General features: G+C 37.8%; 14 protein-coding genes. 1 reads left to right on the top strand and 13 read right to left on the bottom strand.

Annotation, left to right across the window (positions count from 1 at the left end; translation table 11 throughout):
- Positions 1–175: 175 nt before the first annotated feature.
- The 9 genes from J6O61_RS08420 to J6O61_RS08380 form a co-directional block, all read right to left on the bottom strand.
- Positions 176–1246, bottom strand: a complete 1071-nt coding sequence (locus tag J6O61_RS08420; protein ID WP_292211892.1) for a S66 family peptidase — start codon at positions 1244–1246, stop codon at positions 176–178.
- Complete coding sequence (locus J6O61_RS08415; RefSeq protein WP_292211889.1) at positions 1243–2370, bottom strand: class II aldolase/adducin family protein; 1128 nt, start codon at positions 2368–2370, stop codon at positions 1243–1245. Before J6O61_RS08415 ends, J6O61_RS08420 begins: the two co-directional genes overlap by 4 nt.
- Before the next feature lie 24 nt (positions 2371–2394).
- Complete coding sequence (locus J6O61_RS08410) at positions 2395–3639, bottom strand: glutamate-5-semialdehyde dehydrogenase (protein ID WP_292211886.1); 1245 nt, start codon at positions 3637–3639, stop codon at positions 2395–2397.
- A gap of 17 nt (positions 3640–3656) precedes the next feature.
- Entirely contained in the window at positions 3657–4010 is a 354-nt protein-coding gene (locus J6O61_RS08405; protein ID WP_292211883.1) for a response regulator, read from the bottom strand.
- Positions 4011–4079: 69 nt separating this feature from the next.
- Positions 4080–5639 carry a response regulator transcription factor gene (locus J6O61_RS08400; RefSeq protein WP_292211880.1) on the bottom strand — a complete coding sequence of 520 codons (1560 nt, stop codon included), beginning with the start codon at positions 5637–5639 and terminating at the stop codon, positions 4080–4082.
- A 1-nt stretch (position 5640) separates the two neighbouring features.
- Positions 5641–7434, bottom strand: coding sequence for a cache domain-containing sensor histidine kinase (locus tag J6O61_RS08395; RefSeq protein WP_292211878.1), 1794 nt, complete (start codon positions 7432–7434; stop codon positions 5641–5643).
- A gap of 8 nt (positions 7435–7442) precedes the next feature.
- The gene (locus J6O61_RS08390; protein ID WP_292211876.1) at positions 7443–8282 is read right to left on the bottom strand and encodes a carbohydrate ABC transporter permease; all 840 of its coding nucleotides are present in this window, start codon (positions 8280–8282) and stop codon (positions 7443–7445) included.
- Complete coding sequence (locus tag J6O61_RS08385; protein ID WP_292211873.1) at positions 8272–9192, bottom strand: carbohydrate ABC transporter permease; 921 nt, start codon at positions 9190–9192, stop codon at positions 8272–8274. The genes J6O61_RS08390 and J6O61_RS08385 overlap by 11 nt, the downstream gene beginning before the upstream one ends.
- Positions 9193–9269: 77 nt before the next feature.
- Entirely contained in the window at positions 9270–10634 is a 1365-nt protein-coding gene (locus tag J6O61_RS08380) for an ABC transporter substrate-binding protein (RefSeq protein WP_292211870.1), read from the bottom strand.
- A 241-nt stretch (positions 10635–10875) separates the two neighbouring features.
- On the opposite strand from J6O61_RS08380, the gene J6O61_RS08375 reads away from it, so the two are divergent.
- Positions 10876–11913 carry an HD domain-containing phosphohydrolase gene (locus tag J6O61_RS08375; protein ID WP_292211867.1) on the top strand — a complete coding sequence of 346 codons (1038 nt, stop codon included), beginning with the start codon at positions 10876–10878 and terminating at the stop codon, positions 11911–11913.
- Positions 11914–11948: 35 nt separating this feature from the next.
- On the opposite strand, the gene J6O61_RS08370 is transcribed toward J6O61_RS08375, so the two are convergent.
- The 4 genes from J6O61_RS08370 to J6O61_RS08355 all read right to left on the bottom strand — a co-directional run bounded on the left by J6O61_RS08370 (position 11949) and on the right by J6O61_RS08355 (position 16210).
- The gene (locus J6O61_RS08370; RefSeq protein WP_292211865.1) at positions 11949–12521 is read right to left on the bottom strand and encodes a 5-formyltetrahydrofolate cyclo-ligase; all 573 of its coding nucleotides are present in this window, start codon (positions 12519–12521) and stop codon (positions 11949–11951) included.
- Positions 12502–13083 (bottom strand): ECF transporter S component, encoded by a 582-nt coding sequence (locus J6O61_RS08365; protein WP_292211862.1) that lies wholly within the window; start codon positions 13081–13083, stop codon positions 12502–12504. The genes J6O61_RS08370 and J6O61_RS08365 overlap by 20 nt, the downstream gene beginning before the upstream one ends.
- Positions 13080–14780: an NAD(P)/FAD-dependent oxidoreductase gene (locus J6O61_RS08360; RefSeq protein ID WP_292211860.1), complete on the bottom strand. Its 1701-nt coding sequence runs from the start codon at positions 14778–14780 to the stop codon at positions 13080–13082. The genes J6O61_RS08365 and J6O61_RS08360 overlap by 4 nt, the downstream gene beginning before the upstream one ends.
- A 197-nt stretch (positions 14781–14977) precedes the next feature.
- Entirely contained in the window at positions 14978–16210 is a 1233-nt protein-coding gene (locus J6O61_RS08355; protein WP_292211858.1) for an aminoacetone oxidase family FAD-binding enzyme, read from the bottom strand.
- Positions 16211–16212 lie beyond the last annotated feature (2 nt).

The raw sequence follows: 16212 nt of genomic DNA, 5'->3' as shown, positions 1-16212 counted from the left end.
CGGACCAGAGATTTGCTTACAGCTTCCTTCAGATTCCACCTCACGATGGACACCCTTGCTGTTCGGCTATACACTTCCCACTATCTGGGTGTGTTTGGGACTTACACCCGTTAGAGCGCGCCCATGGCGCGCAAACTGAATACAGGGAGCGGCAAAACCGCTCCCTGCGATATTTTTAAAGAGATGTATAAATAAGACTTAAATCATTTCCCATGGCTGATACAGTTGCTTCAGCTCCCATTACAACAGGAAGCATTGGAGAAATGTGTCCAATGTCTGCATCCATAATGATTGGTGCTCCAAAACATTCCAGCATATCAGTAACGGCATTATATTCATTAACTCCTGTAAACTCGCCGCCTCTTGCACCACGTGCTCTTCCGATGATAAAGCCTTTTGCTCCATCAAACCATCCGGCCTCTCTTAAGTTCCAAAGAGCTCGCCTGTAAGCCATAACACTTAAATCGCACGCTTCCATCACCCAGATAATATCCTTATATTCTTCTTTAAATCCTTTTACCCTGTCAAACCTCGTTCCGCAGATATTTGTCAAAATATCAAGGCACCCGCCAAGCAGTATTCCTTTACAGGAAAGATTGACGGATTCATCCACCTGCACAGCCCTCATCGATGAACAATCAAAGCTTTTCAATACTTTTTTCATATTGAGGTTATAATTCATGAGCTTATCATAATCTATTGCTTCTTCCGGATCCGACGGCTCATCATTATAGGCATACATATCATATCCCTTAAATTCAGTCTTTGTCCCTTCAAGCAAGGCAAATGCATCTTTTTCAGTATCTTCCCAATTTTTTCCATATCCATTGATACAAGGCCCATAGATTCCCATAGTCCTTGAAATAGTTACAAGCGGAAAAATAAAATTTGTATTATCAGAATATCCTATAAACCACTTAGGCTTACAGTTTCTAAGCTCATCAAAATCTACATGGGTAATAGTTTCATTCATCAACTCTCCGCCACCGGCAGAAATAATGGCATCAATACTATCATCCTTATAAAACTGCATAAGCTCGGCACTTGTAACCATAGGATCAGTGCTTATACCCTTACCGTCACCCATTCTTGATGTTTTTCCCTCAAGAATTTTATAACCTCTGTCCTGCAGATTTTTTATGGCAATATCTATAAGAACACTATAGGGCTCTGTTGCAGCTCCAAAAGAAGGAGCCGTGATCCCTATTGTATTTCCCGGTTTTATTGAATTTGGCTTTTTGATCATTTTTTAAGCAGCTCCTTTTTATCTTTTTTTGCTGTAGCAGCAAGCTTTGAATAGGACCTTCTATAGAATCTGTTCATCTTATAGCATTCCCATAATGACAAATAATGCCCTTCTCCATGACGCATCACCGCAACATGAGCTATACACCCCTTATCAAGGACATCAGCTACATCCATAGCGTCGCTGTAAGTTGCTCCCAGACAATATGCACCATCATACAAAGAAAAAACAACATTCACGTTCTTTTTAATATTGTGATAGCTCAATCCATCCTTACCATGCTCATTACTCGGAACCTTGACACTTATCCCGATAAGCTGAGCAAAATCATATAAAAGCGGTCTCATATGATTTGCTCTCCTGGAAACAGTCATAACTGCTTCGGATTTATTATGAATAATGTATTTTATATCTTTTCTCTTGGCATATATTGACTCATGAATGTGTCTGACTCTTACCGGTGTGTCCGGTATGTCATAAACTATTTTTCCGTCTTCAAGATGGGAGTTGAAGCCAAATTCCACACCATGCTTTATATCTGTCTTGCATACATCTATAAGAAAGTTGTTGCAGGCAACTTCCATTTTTTCGGCTTCATAAATTGCCTCTTTAGAATTCTTGCCTAAAAACAAAGCCCCGTGGTTGGCCATAATAAAACCATTCAAATCGGGATATTTTTTTATGCACTTTCTGACATTTTCAACCAGCTGATTTGTTCCGGGAAGCGCAAATGCAGCAACAGGGATTAGAACATCTACATCGTCCAGATATGAAAAGACCTTTTTCATGCCAAGCGTTCCTACGCATGATGCATATACCTGATGTGTATGTACAATAAAATCCACGTCAGTTCTTTCTCTGTAACACACAGCATGTACAGCTTTTTCGTTTGATGGAATAATATCACCATCATATGAAAGATCATCTATATTAACTGCCACCACCATATCAGGTGTAAGATCTTCATACTCAATTCCACTTGGTGTGATCAAAAAACTCTTTTCATCAATTCTCTGACTGACATTCCCCCAGGTTCTTACCAATAAACCAATTTCATAAAGTTCTTTTGCAACTTCAACAATATGTTTTTTTGCCTCTAATATTTCTTCATTACCATGTAACATAAAATACTTGTCCCTTTACATGCCTTATACTCTAGTCTGACCATTTCCGCAAATCTGGTACTTGTAGGAGGTAAGTTCTTTTAATCCCATTGGCCCTCTCGCATGAAGTTTTTGCGTACTGATGCCAATTTCTGCTCCAAATCCAAATTCAAAACCGTCAGTAAATCTTGTTGATGCGTTAACGTAAACACATGCAGCATCAACAAGGGCTAAAAATCTATCTGCATTCTCTTTGTTTTCTGTGATTATTGCCTCTGAATGCCCCGTGCCGTATTTATTAATGTGGGCTATAGCTTCATCAACATTTTTCACCGTTTTGACCGAAATAATATAATCAAGATACTCTCGCCCAAAATCATCTTCTGTCGCATCTATTGCAAGTGGCATAAGTGCCTTGCTTTCTCTGTCTGCACGAATCTCAACAGAGTGTTCCTTCATTGCCTTTTCAAATAATGGAAGGAAGTCATTTTTAATATCTTCATGCACAATCAGTGATTCAGCCGCATTACATACACCGATTCTCTGAGTTTTGGCATTGATAATGATTGGGATGGCTTTCTCAAAATCTGCATCTTTATCAACATAAATATGGCAATTACCTGTACCGGTTTCAATAACCGGAATATTTGAATTTTCAACAACTGCTCTTATAAGCCCGGCGCTTCCTCTTGGAATGAGAACATCTACATAGTCATTCATTTTCATGAAGTCTGTAGTAACCTGTCTGTCTGTATTTTCAATCAGCTGAATAGCATCAGCTACAATATTTAATCCCTTTAAAGTATTTCTTATGGAGTTTGTAATTGCTATATTACTGTTAATAGCATCACTTCCGCCTTTAAGTATTGCTACATTACCGGACTTAAATGTAAGTGCAAAAGCGTCGGCTGTGACATTAGGTCTTGATTCATAGATAATTCCCACAACTCCCAAAGGTACTCTGACTTTCTTTATTTTAAGGCCATTGGGTCTTACAAAATGCTCAATTTCCTGTCCGATTGGATCTTCTAATTCAGCCACCTGCCTTATCCCGTCAGCCATGGCTTCAATTCTTTTTTCGTCTAACTTCAATCTGTCTAAAAGTCCCTGATGCATTCCGTTTTTCTGACCATTTTCATAGTCTTTTCTGTTTGCATCAAGAATTTTGTCGCTATCCGCAAGAAGCCCTTTTGCAACAGCTAAAAGCGCGTCATTTTTCTCCCCTGTCGAAAGCTTTAGCATGTCTATTCTTGCCGCTTTCGCATTTTTGCAAATATCAAGTAGCTCCATTTACTCCTCCTAAGTGTTTAGCATCTTTCTACTGCTTCAAGTATTGTCCTTTTTTCATAGGGCTTGGTAATAAATTCAGTTGCCCCCAGTTTTTGTGCTTCTTCTTTCTTTTCCTGCTGTCCTGCAGCTGAAAGTATGATGACTTTGGCATCAGGATCATGTTCTTTGATATGCTTAAGAGCATCGAGTCCGTTCATCTCCGGCATTGTAATATCCATGGTAACCACATCCGGTGAAAGCTTAACATAAAGATCATATCCCTCTTTACCATTTAACGCCTCACCTACTACTGTGTGTCCTACAGCTTCAAACATATTCTTAAGAATTCTTCTTGAAACAGTTGAATCATCAACAATAAGTATGTTTTTCATGATATCCTCCTTATGCTGCAAAAGCATTTTTTCTTATTTTAAATAATACCACAAAAGCCCTAAAATACACTACTCTTTGCTCATACTACGAGGGGAAATTCCATAATATTTTTTAAAAACATTGGAAAAATAACTCACATCGCTAAATCCCACTTCTTCAGCAACCAATGAAAGCTTTTCATCCGTCATGGTAATCAGCCTTTTTGCCTCCTGCATTCTTACCTGAGTAATGTATTCTGAAAGAGTCATATCCATCTCACTTTTAAACATTTTTCTAAGATAGGTCTGGTTTACGCATAATTCTTCAGAAATATCGGTTATTGTCAGTTCGCTGTTTTTATAGTTGTTTTCAATATATTCCTTGGCAGAAAGAGCAACATCCCTTGATTTTGACTTGTTTTTGTTTTTCTCAAACTCTATTCTTTTTTTAAAAAGATAAATAACCTTATCTTTCATCTCATCAGGACTTATTGAACCTGAAAAAAAAGCCTCAGGAGAAAAACCATCTCCATATATTTTTTCAATTGAAAATCCGGAATTTATAATATTTGTCATAAGGACGCTGATTGCACTGCTTAATATATTCATATCGGAAATCCCGGGACCGTTTTCCGCCTGTTTGTCCTCTTTTATATGCTGCCACATGGAATTGATAACATTTCCGACATCTTCATCCAAAAGATTCTCTATGTCTTTATTAAGCCTTAGAATCGCATCAATTGAAGAAAAAACCGGAGGTCTTGTTTCGTTTCTAAGATCTAAAAACTTCCCATAACCTTTTACCATTATTGCACTGATTGCTTTTTCATAGGCCTTTCGAATGTCTTTTATTTCAGATGCCTTTGATAGTGCAATCGAAATATCAAACCCCAACTGATTTTTGACAATATCAATAATGTCTGTAAATTCATAGCCCTTAAAACTGTTGATATCTTCAGCTTTATTAAAGCGCATTAGAATTACAATGCTATTTTCAAAATCATTAAACAGTTTTATTTCACCATTGATTTCCAGTTTGTCACCAAGCATTTTTGCGATAAATCCGGCCCAGTTCATAATTTCTTCTCTGGAACTGTTGTTATTGACGTTATCATCGAACTTTAATAGTCCAAGTAAAAATCCGGCACCGCTTCCCCATCCAAAAATCTTTTCTTCAATTGCCTTTCCGTTTTCTCCGTCAGAAATACCTGCATATATCAGTGATTTAAGCTCATCGGTAAGAGCATAGTCATCCTTCAAAGAAATTTCTACGGCTTTGCCGATATTATCCTGAAGTTTTAAAAGACTAAGTATCAGTTCTTCTTTTTCAAAAGGCTTTACAATATAGTCACATACTCCTATTTTTACTGCTTTTCTTGCATATTCAAATTCATTATTGCCGGTTATCAGCACAACTGAAGTATCCGGATAGTCTTTTATAATTCTTTCGGAAAGTTCCAATCCATTTAAATAGGGCATCGTTATATCTGTCAAAACCACATCCGGAAGATACTCTTCCATTTTTTCAAGAGCATCTCTCCCGTCGTGTGCCTCACAGCATATCTCAAAGCCATATGCATTCCAATCAATACACCCTCTTAAATACTCCAGAAAAATAGGCATATCATCAACAATCATTATCTTATTCAAACTATTTACCTCTTTCGTTACCATCAGGAATACTGATAGTAAAAGTAGTTCCAACGCCCCTGATACTATCTACGTTAAGGCCGTATTCATCTCCAAAGTAAAGGCGCAATCTGTGATCTACACTATACACTCCAAAATGCTTTCTTTCAGCATCTTCCGGTATCTCATTCTTTTTTAATTTTTCCTGCATGGATAAAAGCTTGTCACTATCTATACCAACTCCATCGTCCCTCACAAAAAGAAGAATAAGCCCATCCTTTCTTTCTCCTGAAATTTCGATACTTCCCCAGTCCTCTTTATATTTAAGTCCATGATAAATCGCATTTTCAATAAGGGGCTGCAAGGTCATCTTGGGTATACTTGTTGCATAGAGCGAAGCCGGTATATCAAAGCTGTATTTAAACTTATCGCCATATCGCATAGTCTGAAGATTAAGATAATCTCTGGTTATTTGAATCTCACGTTCAATACTTACTATTTCCTCACTTCCGGAAAGCGAATTCTTATAATAATTAGCAAGCTTTTGAGTAACTCTGGCTGCCTCTTTTGACCGGTTCATTTCTATGAGCATTATTATTATATCCAGCGTGTTATAAAGAAAATGAGGCTTAACCTGTTCTTGAATAAGCGAAAGCTCATATTCCCTTTTCTTTTTTGCTTCTTCATCAACCTGTTTAATAAGCTCTAAGTTTCTTTGAGTCATGTAGTTAAATATCCTGCCAAGTCTTCCTATCTCATCCCTGGTCTTAAATCTGAACCTGTAGCTCATGTCGCCCTCAGCAATCTGCTCGGCACCATCGTGAAGGATCTTAAGTGGTCTTGTTATGATATTGGTAGAAAAGATAACAGATAAGAGCAAAAGAACTGCGGAAATAGATCCTGTAGTTAAAAGAATAAATCTCAGATCTCTGCCTGTAACATTAAACCTGTTGAGATTGGTGATGCCCACAATGGTCCATTTAAACTCTTCAATCTCATCTTTTGCCATCAGATAAGTTTCACCGTCATATTTTAAGACTTCAGCGGTTCCGGTAAAAAGACCTCTTAAAAAATCATTATCAGAATAGATAGGCTCGGTTCTTAATCTTTCAGAAATGCAATTCCCATTAGTATCGTATAAGAAGTAATAGCTTATTTCGCTCTGTGATGACTCAATCAGATAGTCCTTATCCATATTTATAAAAAGATATCCAATAGGACTTCCGGTAACTATGTTAATCACATGCTTTCCCATGGTAACTATCTCTTTGTCTTCACGATTCATAATATTAATGGTCGGGTCCATCATTACAGTCTTACCACCCATATTATTCAATGAAGCTACATATTCAGAGCTTTTTATTTCTTCTTTTATGCTCTCAAGGGCAGGATCGCTGGAATAAAATCTTCCATCAGCGTCCATAAAAACAATTGACGAAATGCCATTGTATATTAATAGTGATTGTGACAGCTGCGATGTTATCCTTGCATCCCTTGTGACCTGTTTCATTACTCTGTCATTATAAAAATTACTGAATTCAATAGTCAGATTATTGGAACAGAGTTCACCGTTTTTAAGAACAGAAGAAATCCTGTCGGACATAATCCTTATATTCTCTTCTATCTGTTTCTCTGCCCTCTGCATAATAGCCCTGTTATAAAAAATAAGCATCAAAACAGTAAGTAGCACTATTGGAATTAGTGCTACTACGACTGTCATTGATGCTATTTTGTATTTTATTGACATGTTGCGGGCTTTATCCTTGCCGGATAATTTCCTGTCGGAATGTTGCCTCTCCATGTCCTTTAATGTCATATTCAAAATTATCCTTTAACTGCTCCTCCAATTGTCATTGCGCTTTCAACCTGCTCAGAGAAAATCGAATAAACAATTATTGCAGGGAAAGATGCTATAACCATTGTAGCACCCATTCCGCCCCAATCAGTTGTAAATTCACCCTGGAAGAATAAAACTCCAAGTGGTAATGTCTTAAGGCCCGGTATACTTCCAACAACAACGTTGGCAAGAATGAACTCATTCCATGCATTTAAGAATATATAAATAACCAGCGTAACTGTTGCAGGTCTTACAAGAGGTTCTATGATTCTAAAGAAAGTCTGGTAGATATTTGCTCCGTCCATGCAGGCAGCTTCTTCAAGTTCAAGAGGTATTCCCTTGAAAAATCCGTAATAAACCATGCATGCAAAAGCAAGGTTTATAGCGATGTAAGGAAAAATCAGTGACCATCTGGTTCCCATGAGGTTAAATTTCTGAACCACCTTTACTACAGGAATCATTATAGCCTGAACAGGAATAAACATACCAAGTCCTAAAAACAGTCTTGTAAAAGTTCTGCCTCTCCAAATCATTCTACTTGTTGCATAGGAAAATAGCAACGCACAAAAGATTGTGATAACTACTGTCCCAATAGATACCAGAAGTGAGTTCAAAAAGTAAAGAGGAACATCATATTTAGTCCACGCAGTTATGTAGTTTTCATAATGAAGCGGCCATGGAAATCCAAAGGGATTTGTTACAAATATCTCCTGGTTTGTCTTAAATGAATAAAATAACATCCAGATAAGAGGATATAGTGAAAAAGCTGCATATATCCAGCAAAATACTATAAATATTTTATGAAGGATACCTTTTTTAGTTTCCATATGACAGCCTCCTCTTTTTTGATTTTTCTTCCTCTTTAAGCTGATTTTTTTCTCTGAATATAAAATTGATAACAAGCATAACAAGCATACATTCAATGACCATTATTGATGCTGAAGCAAGACCATATCCATAATCAGACTTCTTAAATGCAGCATTGTACATCATATATGTAAGTGTAAATGTAGACTTATTCGGTCCGCCGCCTGTCAAAATATTCATTTCAGTAAACGCCTTGATGCCACCTGTAAGCGAAATGATCAGACAGAACTTATATGTCTCAGCCAATAGCGGAATTGTTATCTTCATGTGAGCCTTAACATTAGAACAGCCATCAATTTTAGCTGCTTCATAGTAATCCGCCGGTATAGACTTAATTCCCGCAACTATAAGTGCAAACTGATATCCCATCCACTGCCAGGCATTTACGAAGGCAATTACGTAAATTGCTTTATATCTGTCACCCAACCAGTTCTGAGTATAGTCAGAGCCAAATGCTTCAAAGAGCTTGTTAAGAAGCCCCTGTCCACTTAAAATAGCGCTCCAAAGCTGACATACTACTGTTACGGAAAGAATTACAGGAATAAAGTAAGCTACTCTTAAAAACTTTCTTCCTTTCATTTTCTTGTCAGAAATTGTTATGGCAAATATTGTTGCGAAAAGCATCTGATATACAGTAATTACAATCGCAAATATAAGCTGATTTCTGTTGGAAGTGTAAAAAACTCTATCATTAAACAGGTCAATATAATTTTTCAGACCCAGAAAATTCGGTGTTGTAAGACCATTCCAGTCAGTGAAACTATATGCAAAAACCTGAATGATCGGAAAAAAATCAAAAATCAAGAATATAGCAAGTGCCGGAAGTACAAATAAGAATATGGCAAGCTTGTTGCCCATGTATTTTTTCATGGTATTGTTCCTTTTCAATAAATCTGGCGGCCACATAGAGCCGCCAGGTAACTATTATGTATCTGTTAAAGCCTATATCACTCCATGATATCTGTCATATCTGCAATGAACTCTTCTGCCGTGAACTGTCCGGAAACAAGTCCCTGTGACTCTGACTGAATTCCATCGTTAAATGTAGAATTTGTAAGTCCCCATGTAAACTTAGTTGTTGCTGTAATTGTAGGAAGTGTATCCGAAAGCTTTTTCATCATAGCAGGGTACTCTGAATCAGGCTCTTTTCCTGTATCAAGAGCAACTAAAGGATTGTGTCTGTACATAACCTTTGCTTCGCAGTACTTTTCTGTGATAAACTCTGCTACTTCTGCAGCAAGCTCTGCATTCTCGGAATCAGGATTTACAGCAAATCCTGAAGCTGAACCACCGCCGGAAAATACGCTCTTACCAGCTTCGTAAGATGCCTCATCAGCTGCCGGATAGAACATCCAATCTACATTCTCGCCAAGTGCGCTTGTAGCATCCTCAATGTACCACTGACCATTTATAAACATAGCGGCATTTCCTGAAAGGAACATTTCAGAAGCCTGATCATAATTTGTTGTTGTAGCTGAATCCTGGAAAAGACCTGCCGCTACCAGCTCCTCAAGTGTCTTGGCAGCAGATGCATATGCTTCATCAGTAATGCTGGCTGTGCCTTCATCAAGAGCCTTGATTCCACCCTCTGTATATCGTGTTGCAACTACGTCATAAGCAGCTGCTGTGTTCCATCCTTCCTGTCCGAAAAGAGCAAGAGGTGTAATGCCCTTGGATTTAAATACCTCGATGCAGTTCTTTAAATCATCATATGTCTGTGGAATCTCAAGACCATTTTCTTCAAAAAGAGCCTTGTTGTAATACCATAGAACATATTCCTGTCCTGAAAATGGGAATGCATATATATTTCCGTCCTCGGCATAAGCAAGATCTTTGTTGGCCTCATAAAGCTTATCAAGGAATCCTGTAGACTGTGCTACATCATTTAATACCATGATCTGATTGGATTCACGGAATGTATTGATTATATCTGTGCTGGCCTGATATATATCAGGTAACTGCCCTGTTGCTGCAAGAGTTTTAAGTGTCTGCCCATCGTCCTGTGCCTGAACAATAAGGTTGAGTTCAACATTTGGAAAAGCTTCTTTAAGCTGCTCTACAGCATAATCATACGGAACCTTTGTATCATCATCTGCATACTGAGTATAGATTGAAAGTGTAACCTTTTCTCCCGAATCACTTGAAGTCGTTTCCTCTGTTTTAGCTTCTTCAGATGTTGCTTCTGTAGCAGAAACTTCTGCAGTAGCATTGGTTGTTGACTCGCTTGTCTCTTGCGCACTCTGACCGCAACCAATAATTGTTGTGGCTGCAACTGTAGCACACAAAAGAGAACTTAAAATTTTCTTTTTCATAAATATTCCCTTCCCTTCTCTAAATAGTTTCCAATCAGGAAACTCATGTACTTATTACAGTATTCATTATAAAAAAAGAGACTCACCTAAAAAATGAAATATTCAAAATTCTTTTTGTAAAATTCAAAATAACTAAAATCTAGTTTTGATTTTTTTTACAAACTCTTTATACTCGCTATAAAGATAAAATGTTATCATAAAACGAGATGGTACGGTAAATGCATTTATCAAGGAGTTCATAATGCCTTACAAAATTGTAGTTGTGGATGACGATCCATCAATGATAGCTGCAATACGAAACATTCTTATAAGTGCTGATATGAAAGCAGTTCCTATGACATCCGGAAAGGTTCTTCTGGATTTTATTGAGGTGCAATCAGCAGACCTGATACTCCTTGATGTTGTAATGCCTGAAATGGATGGTTTTGAAACTCTCACTGCTCTTAGGGAAAAAGAAAAGAGGCTCGGCAAAAAAGAGATTCCTGTTATATTTCTTACCGCTGAAGATAACAGATTCATTGAAACTAAAGCTTTAGAGCTTGGAGCCATGGATTTTATCAAAAAACCTTTTGTCCCTGAAATACTGACTCTCAGGGTAACAAGATGCATTGAACTGATTACTTTGCAAAATGAACTTACTACTGAGGTTAAGAAAAAGACTAAAGAAAATGAGCAGCTTTTTTTGGGTATTGTAAAGAGTCTGGCTGCTGCTATAGATGCAAAAGACACATATACAAACGGTCATTCGGTAAGAGTTGCTGAATACTCAAGGGAAATCGCAAGAAGAGCCGGATACGATGATGATATGCAGCAGAGAATCTATATTACTGGTCTTTTACATGATGTTGGAAAAATAGGTGTTCCTGATGCCATTATAAACAAAGAAGGAAAGCTTGATGATGCCGAGTACGGAATAATCAAGATGCATCCTGAAAAAGGTTCCAGGATTCTAAAGAACATTAAGGAAATGCCCGAACTTACTATCGGCGCAAGGTGGCATCACGAAAGATATGATGGCAAGGGCTATCCTGAAGGTCTTGCAGGCGACAAAATTCCTGAGGAAGCTCGCATAATTGCAGTTGCAGACTCCTATGACGCTATGACCAGTAACAGAAGCTACAGAAGGGGTATGCCACAGGAAAAAGTACGTTCAGAAATTGAAAAAGGAAAAGGCTCGCAGTTTGATCCTTTCTTTGCTGATATAATGCTTCAAATGATTGATGAAGATACAAATTATGAAATGCGTGAAAAAGACAATGAAGAGAGATTACAAATTTAAAGCCTTTCGCACTATTTTGCGAAAGGCTTATGTTTTTATGCATATAGAACTTTTTGCACGGGAATATCATGATCCTCAACAGGTATTTCTTCTACCAGCTGTTCCTCAAAAGCAAAGGCTAATGTCTTAAGCTCCGGATTGTTTGAAAGGAACCTGTCATAATAGCCTCCTTTATAGCCAATTCTATTTCCAGATCTGTCAAAGGCTACCCCGGGGACAATAACCAAAACATTTTCATCGGATGCCTTGAAAACTTCAGACTCATCCCTATACTCAGGTTCTCTGATTCCTTTATATCCTGACTTAAGATCTGAAATGCCATGAATCCTGATAAAAACCATACGACCATTATCTGTATCTATGCATTTGGGGCAATATATTTTTTTCCCGTTATCAAGCGCAGAAACAATAATATCATCAGTGAGCACTTCACTTTTCATGGAAGCGTATATGAGAATTGATGAAGCCTCTATATACTCAGGCAAACCCAAAAGCTTTTCAAAAATAAGTCTGCTTTTTTCACTGATCTTATCAGACGACAGATCATTTCTGCGTTTTAAAACTTCTTTTCTTATCCTGTCTTTTTTATCAATTGTTTCTTTTTGCATACTGTTTTACTGCCACAAATATAATAAAGAAATATACAAAGCCAATCAAAGCTGTAATAAATTGAACTACAGAGAACGTATATTGAAATACCGGCATTTTATTTCTAAGCGGTGATTCAGCAGGAATAAATGTAGGCAAAAGCCATAAAGAAATAGTAACACCCATAAATACAGCTTTTAAAAGAGCACATATTATAGCTTTAACTGCAGATTTCAGGCTATACATTAACTCCGGTTTGAATTCAGAAAAATCTTTTCTTAAAAGGAAATAGGTCGAAACTACTAAAACAATGTTACCAAGCATAATAAGAAGAAGTATACCGGGTACCGCTGTCATAACAGGTGAAGCAGCTATGAAATAAGCTGTAAGAGGAGTTATAACAGATAAAATAATTGCACACGGAAGATTAACAAGTGCTACTGCCAGTACAAGACACGCATTTATAACAGGTCCTGTAATAAAGACACTCAAGTTCTTAAATACCTGACTTACGATACAGATAGCCAAAAGAATTGCAGTAATAGCTATCTGCTTAGTACCAAAATACTTTTCTTTTTTCATTTTTCACATATCCTCCTTGCTACAAATTCAGCTATTTTCATCCCGTCCATAGCAGCTGACATGATGCCTCCTGCGTAGCCTGCGCCTTCTCCGCAGGGAAACAGTCCCTCCACATTACATGACTGTCCAATCTCATTGCGATTTATCCTGACAGGTGAGGATGTTCTGGATTCTACGCCTGAACAAAGGGCAAAATCACTATTGTATCCTTTTATCATTTTTCCGAATTTTTCCATTCCCTGAACAAAGGCATTATTCAGATCATCTGGAAGGATTTCGTGAACATCTGCAAATACATAATCCCCCTTCATTGAAGGTAAATTTCCATTAAGTCCAAAAATATCCTCATCATCCTGCAAGCTGTTTTCTTTACCTGAGACAGAAGCCTTAAAATCCCCATAATACTCAACCGGAATCTTACCATTTCCAATTCTAAAAGCTTTTTCTTCAAGGTTTCTTTGGAATTCAACACCGGACAAAACATCATCAGAGCCAAAATCTTTGGGATCTACAGTAATAATTATAGCAGAATTTGCGTTCTTGCTGTCACGTTTTGAATAGCTCATTCCGTTAACAGCAAGTCGCTCCTTTTCAGAAGAAGCATTAACAACATATCCTCCCGGACACATACAGAAAGAATACACGCCTCTTCCCGAGTCAGTTGTAGTTGTCAGTTTGTAGGGTGCGGGACTTAATGCCTTTGGTTCTGCAATTCCATATTGGGAAAAATTTATAAGCTTCTGAGGATGTTCTACTCTAAAACCAACAGCAAAGGGCTTTGGATTCATTTCAACTTTTCTGTCTTTAAGCATATAAAATGTATCTCTTGCACTGTGTCCTATGGCAAGAACAACTTCTGTGCATGGGATTTTTTCCGTGCCTACTTTAACTGCCTTTACTCTCCCATCTTTTGATATTTCAATATCATCTACCTGAGAATCAAAACGTACCTCTCCGCCAAGATTTATAATATAATTACGCATATTCTTTACTACTTTTCTAAGTATATCTGTTCCGATATGCGGCTTGGCATCATATAAAATATCAATCGGTGCACCGTTTTTAACAAAGATTTCCAGCGCTTTTCTTCCTCTTCCGTCTTTGTCCTTGACCATGGTATTAAGCTTACCGTCAGAAAAGGTACCTGCTCCTCCTTCTCCAAACTGAACATTTGAGTGTTCATCAAGTTCTCCGCTCTCCCAGAAATGTTCAACAAGTTCAGTTCTCTTATCAACATCTGATCCTCTCTCAAAAATCAGAGGCTTAAATCCATGCATTGCAAGCATGTAACCGCAAAAAAGCCCGGCAGGTCCGGCACCAATAATAACCGGACGACAAAATTCCTTCTCAACCTTGTTTTTATTGTCTTCACTTGTTTTATTAGCTTTTTCTTCGTCAAGTTCATAAGGAAACTCATATTTCACCGGTGAAACAACAGATATATTATTATCTCTGCACTTCTTAACAACTACCGCTTCACTAACACCATTTACCTGAATATTCACCATAAATATGTGATATATCTCTGGCTTCTTCCTTGCATCAATCGAATGCCTTATTATTTCTATTTTCTCAATATTTTTTTCAGCAATCCGTAAAATCTTTAAAGACTTACTCTTCATCAACGTGTATATCGAGTCATAATCGTAGGATTTGCTCTCATCATGTAAAACCTTTATCTGATTTATTCTTATCATTTTACCTATACCTATGCGGTTTGGAGTTTTGTAAGATTTATAAGCAGTTTTGGGAGCCTTCGTGCTCGTCGGCACTTACGACCTGTTTTCCAGGTCGTTAGTACCGCTACGAAGCACGATGGAGTGAAAACGTCCCCAAAACGATTATAAACTTACAAAACCCAAACTAACTGCGTAATCAAAACTAAAAAGTTCCCTCACAGCGAAGCCACTGTCCCTGCTATGCTACCGGAAGTCCATGCCCACTGGAGATTGTATCCTCCACACCTTCCATCTACATCTAAAAGTTCCCCAACAACAAATATCCCATCATGCAGAACAAAAGTCATGTCATCTCTCACGTCACCAAGACTTACACCTCCTGTTGTTACCTGCGATTGCTGATAACCGTAGTCGGAATCAAGCTTCATCCGATAATTCCTGTAATTATCAAGAATACTGAGAACCATACTCTCGGAAATATTCTTCATTTTCATGGTTCTTCCCATTTTCATCTTTCTTATTATCATATCTGTAACATTACTGTTAAAATAACCTGTTAAGAAATCTGAAAGTGTCCTGTCATCCCGAAGCCTTAGCATTTCTTTTTCCAACGCAATATAATCTTCTTCATCATAATCCGGGAAAAAATTTATAGATGCAACGATTGGCTTTTTTTCTGCAAGAAACTTAACAACCCTGCTACTGGCCTGCATGACAGGAATCCCGGAAATACCGTCTTTTGTCAGCTGAAGTTCACCATATTCTTTGGCAACCACTTCTGTTCCAAGTAAAAAAGATATTTCAGCCTGACACCTTACTCCTGCCTCAGGCATTATCTCTTCAGGATCAGCTTTAAAACCAACAAGAGCCGGGTAAGTATCTTTTATATGCATCCCCAGCTTCTTGCAGATAAAATATCCATCCCCGGTAGACATTGTAGTCTTGGGACCGGACAAAGAGCCTGTGGCAATAATAACCCTGTCAGCAACATATTCATCACTATTTGTAAGAACGCGATATTTCTTTTGCTCTCCCTTAGAAAAAGGCTCAATGCCTTTAAGCTGCAGACCAAATAATACTTCAATACCAAGTCGTTTTATCTCATTCTCAAAGGCAGCAACAACACTACCTGCCTGTCCGGATAAAGGATAAAGATATCCGTCTTCACTTTTTACAACTATTCCAAGAGACTTGAAAAAACTGATAACATCCAAAACACCATATACAGAAAGCCATTGCTTCATTCGCTTCTCTGAGGCGCTATTGTACATTCTCTCGGACATGTTTAAATTCGAAATGTTGCATCGTCCATTTCCGGTCATTGAAAGTTTTTTGCCAAGTTCTTTGTTTTTTTCTATTATAGTAACCTTTGCGCCATTCCTGGCAGCATAGATAGCTGCGCACATTCCGGCTGCGCCGCCACCTGCAACAATTATATTTCTATCCAATT

The sequence above is a fragment of the Butyrivibrio sp. genome (assembly GCF_017635265.1).
GTDB lineage: Bacteria > Bacillota > Clostridia > Lachnospirales > Lachnospiraceae > Butyrivibrio.
The sequence above is the reverse complement of the archived record's forward strand: the minus strand, read 5'-3'. Positions and strand labels throughout refer to the sequence as shown.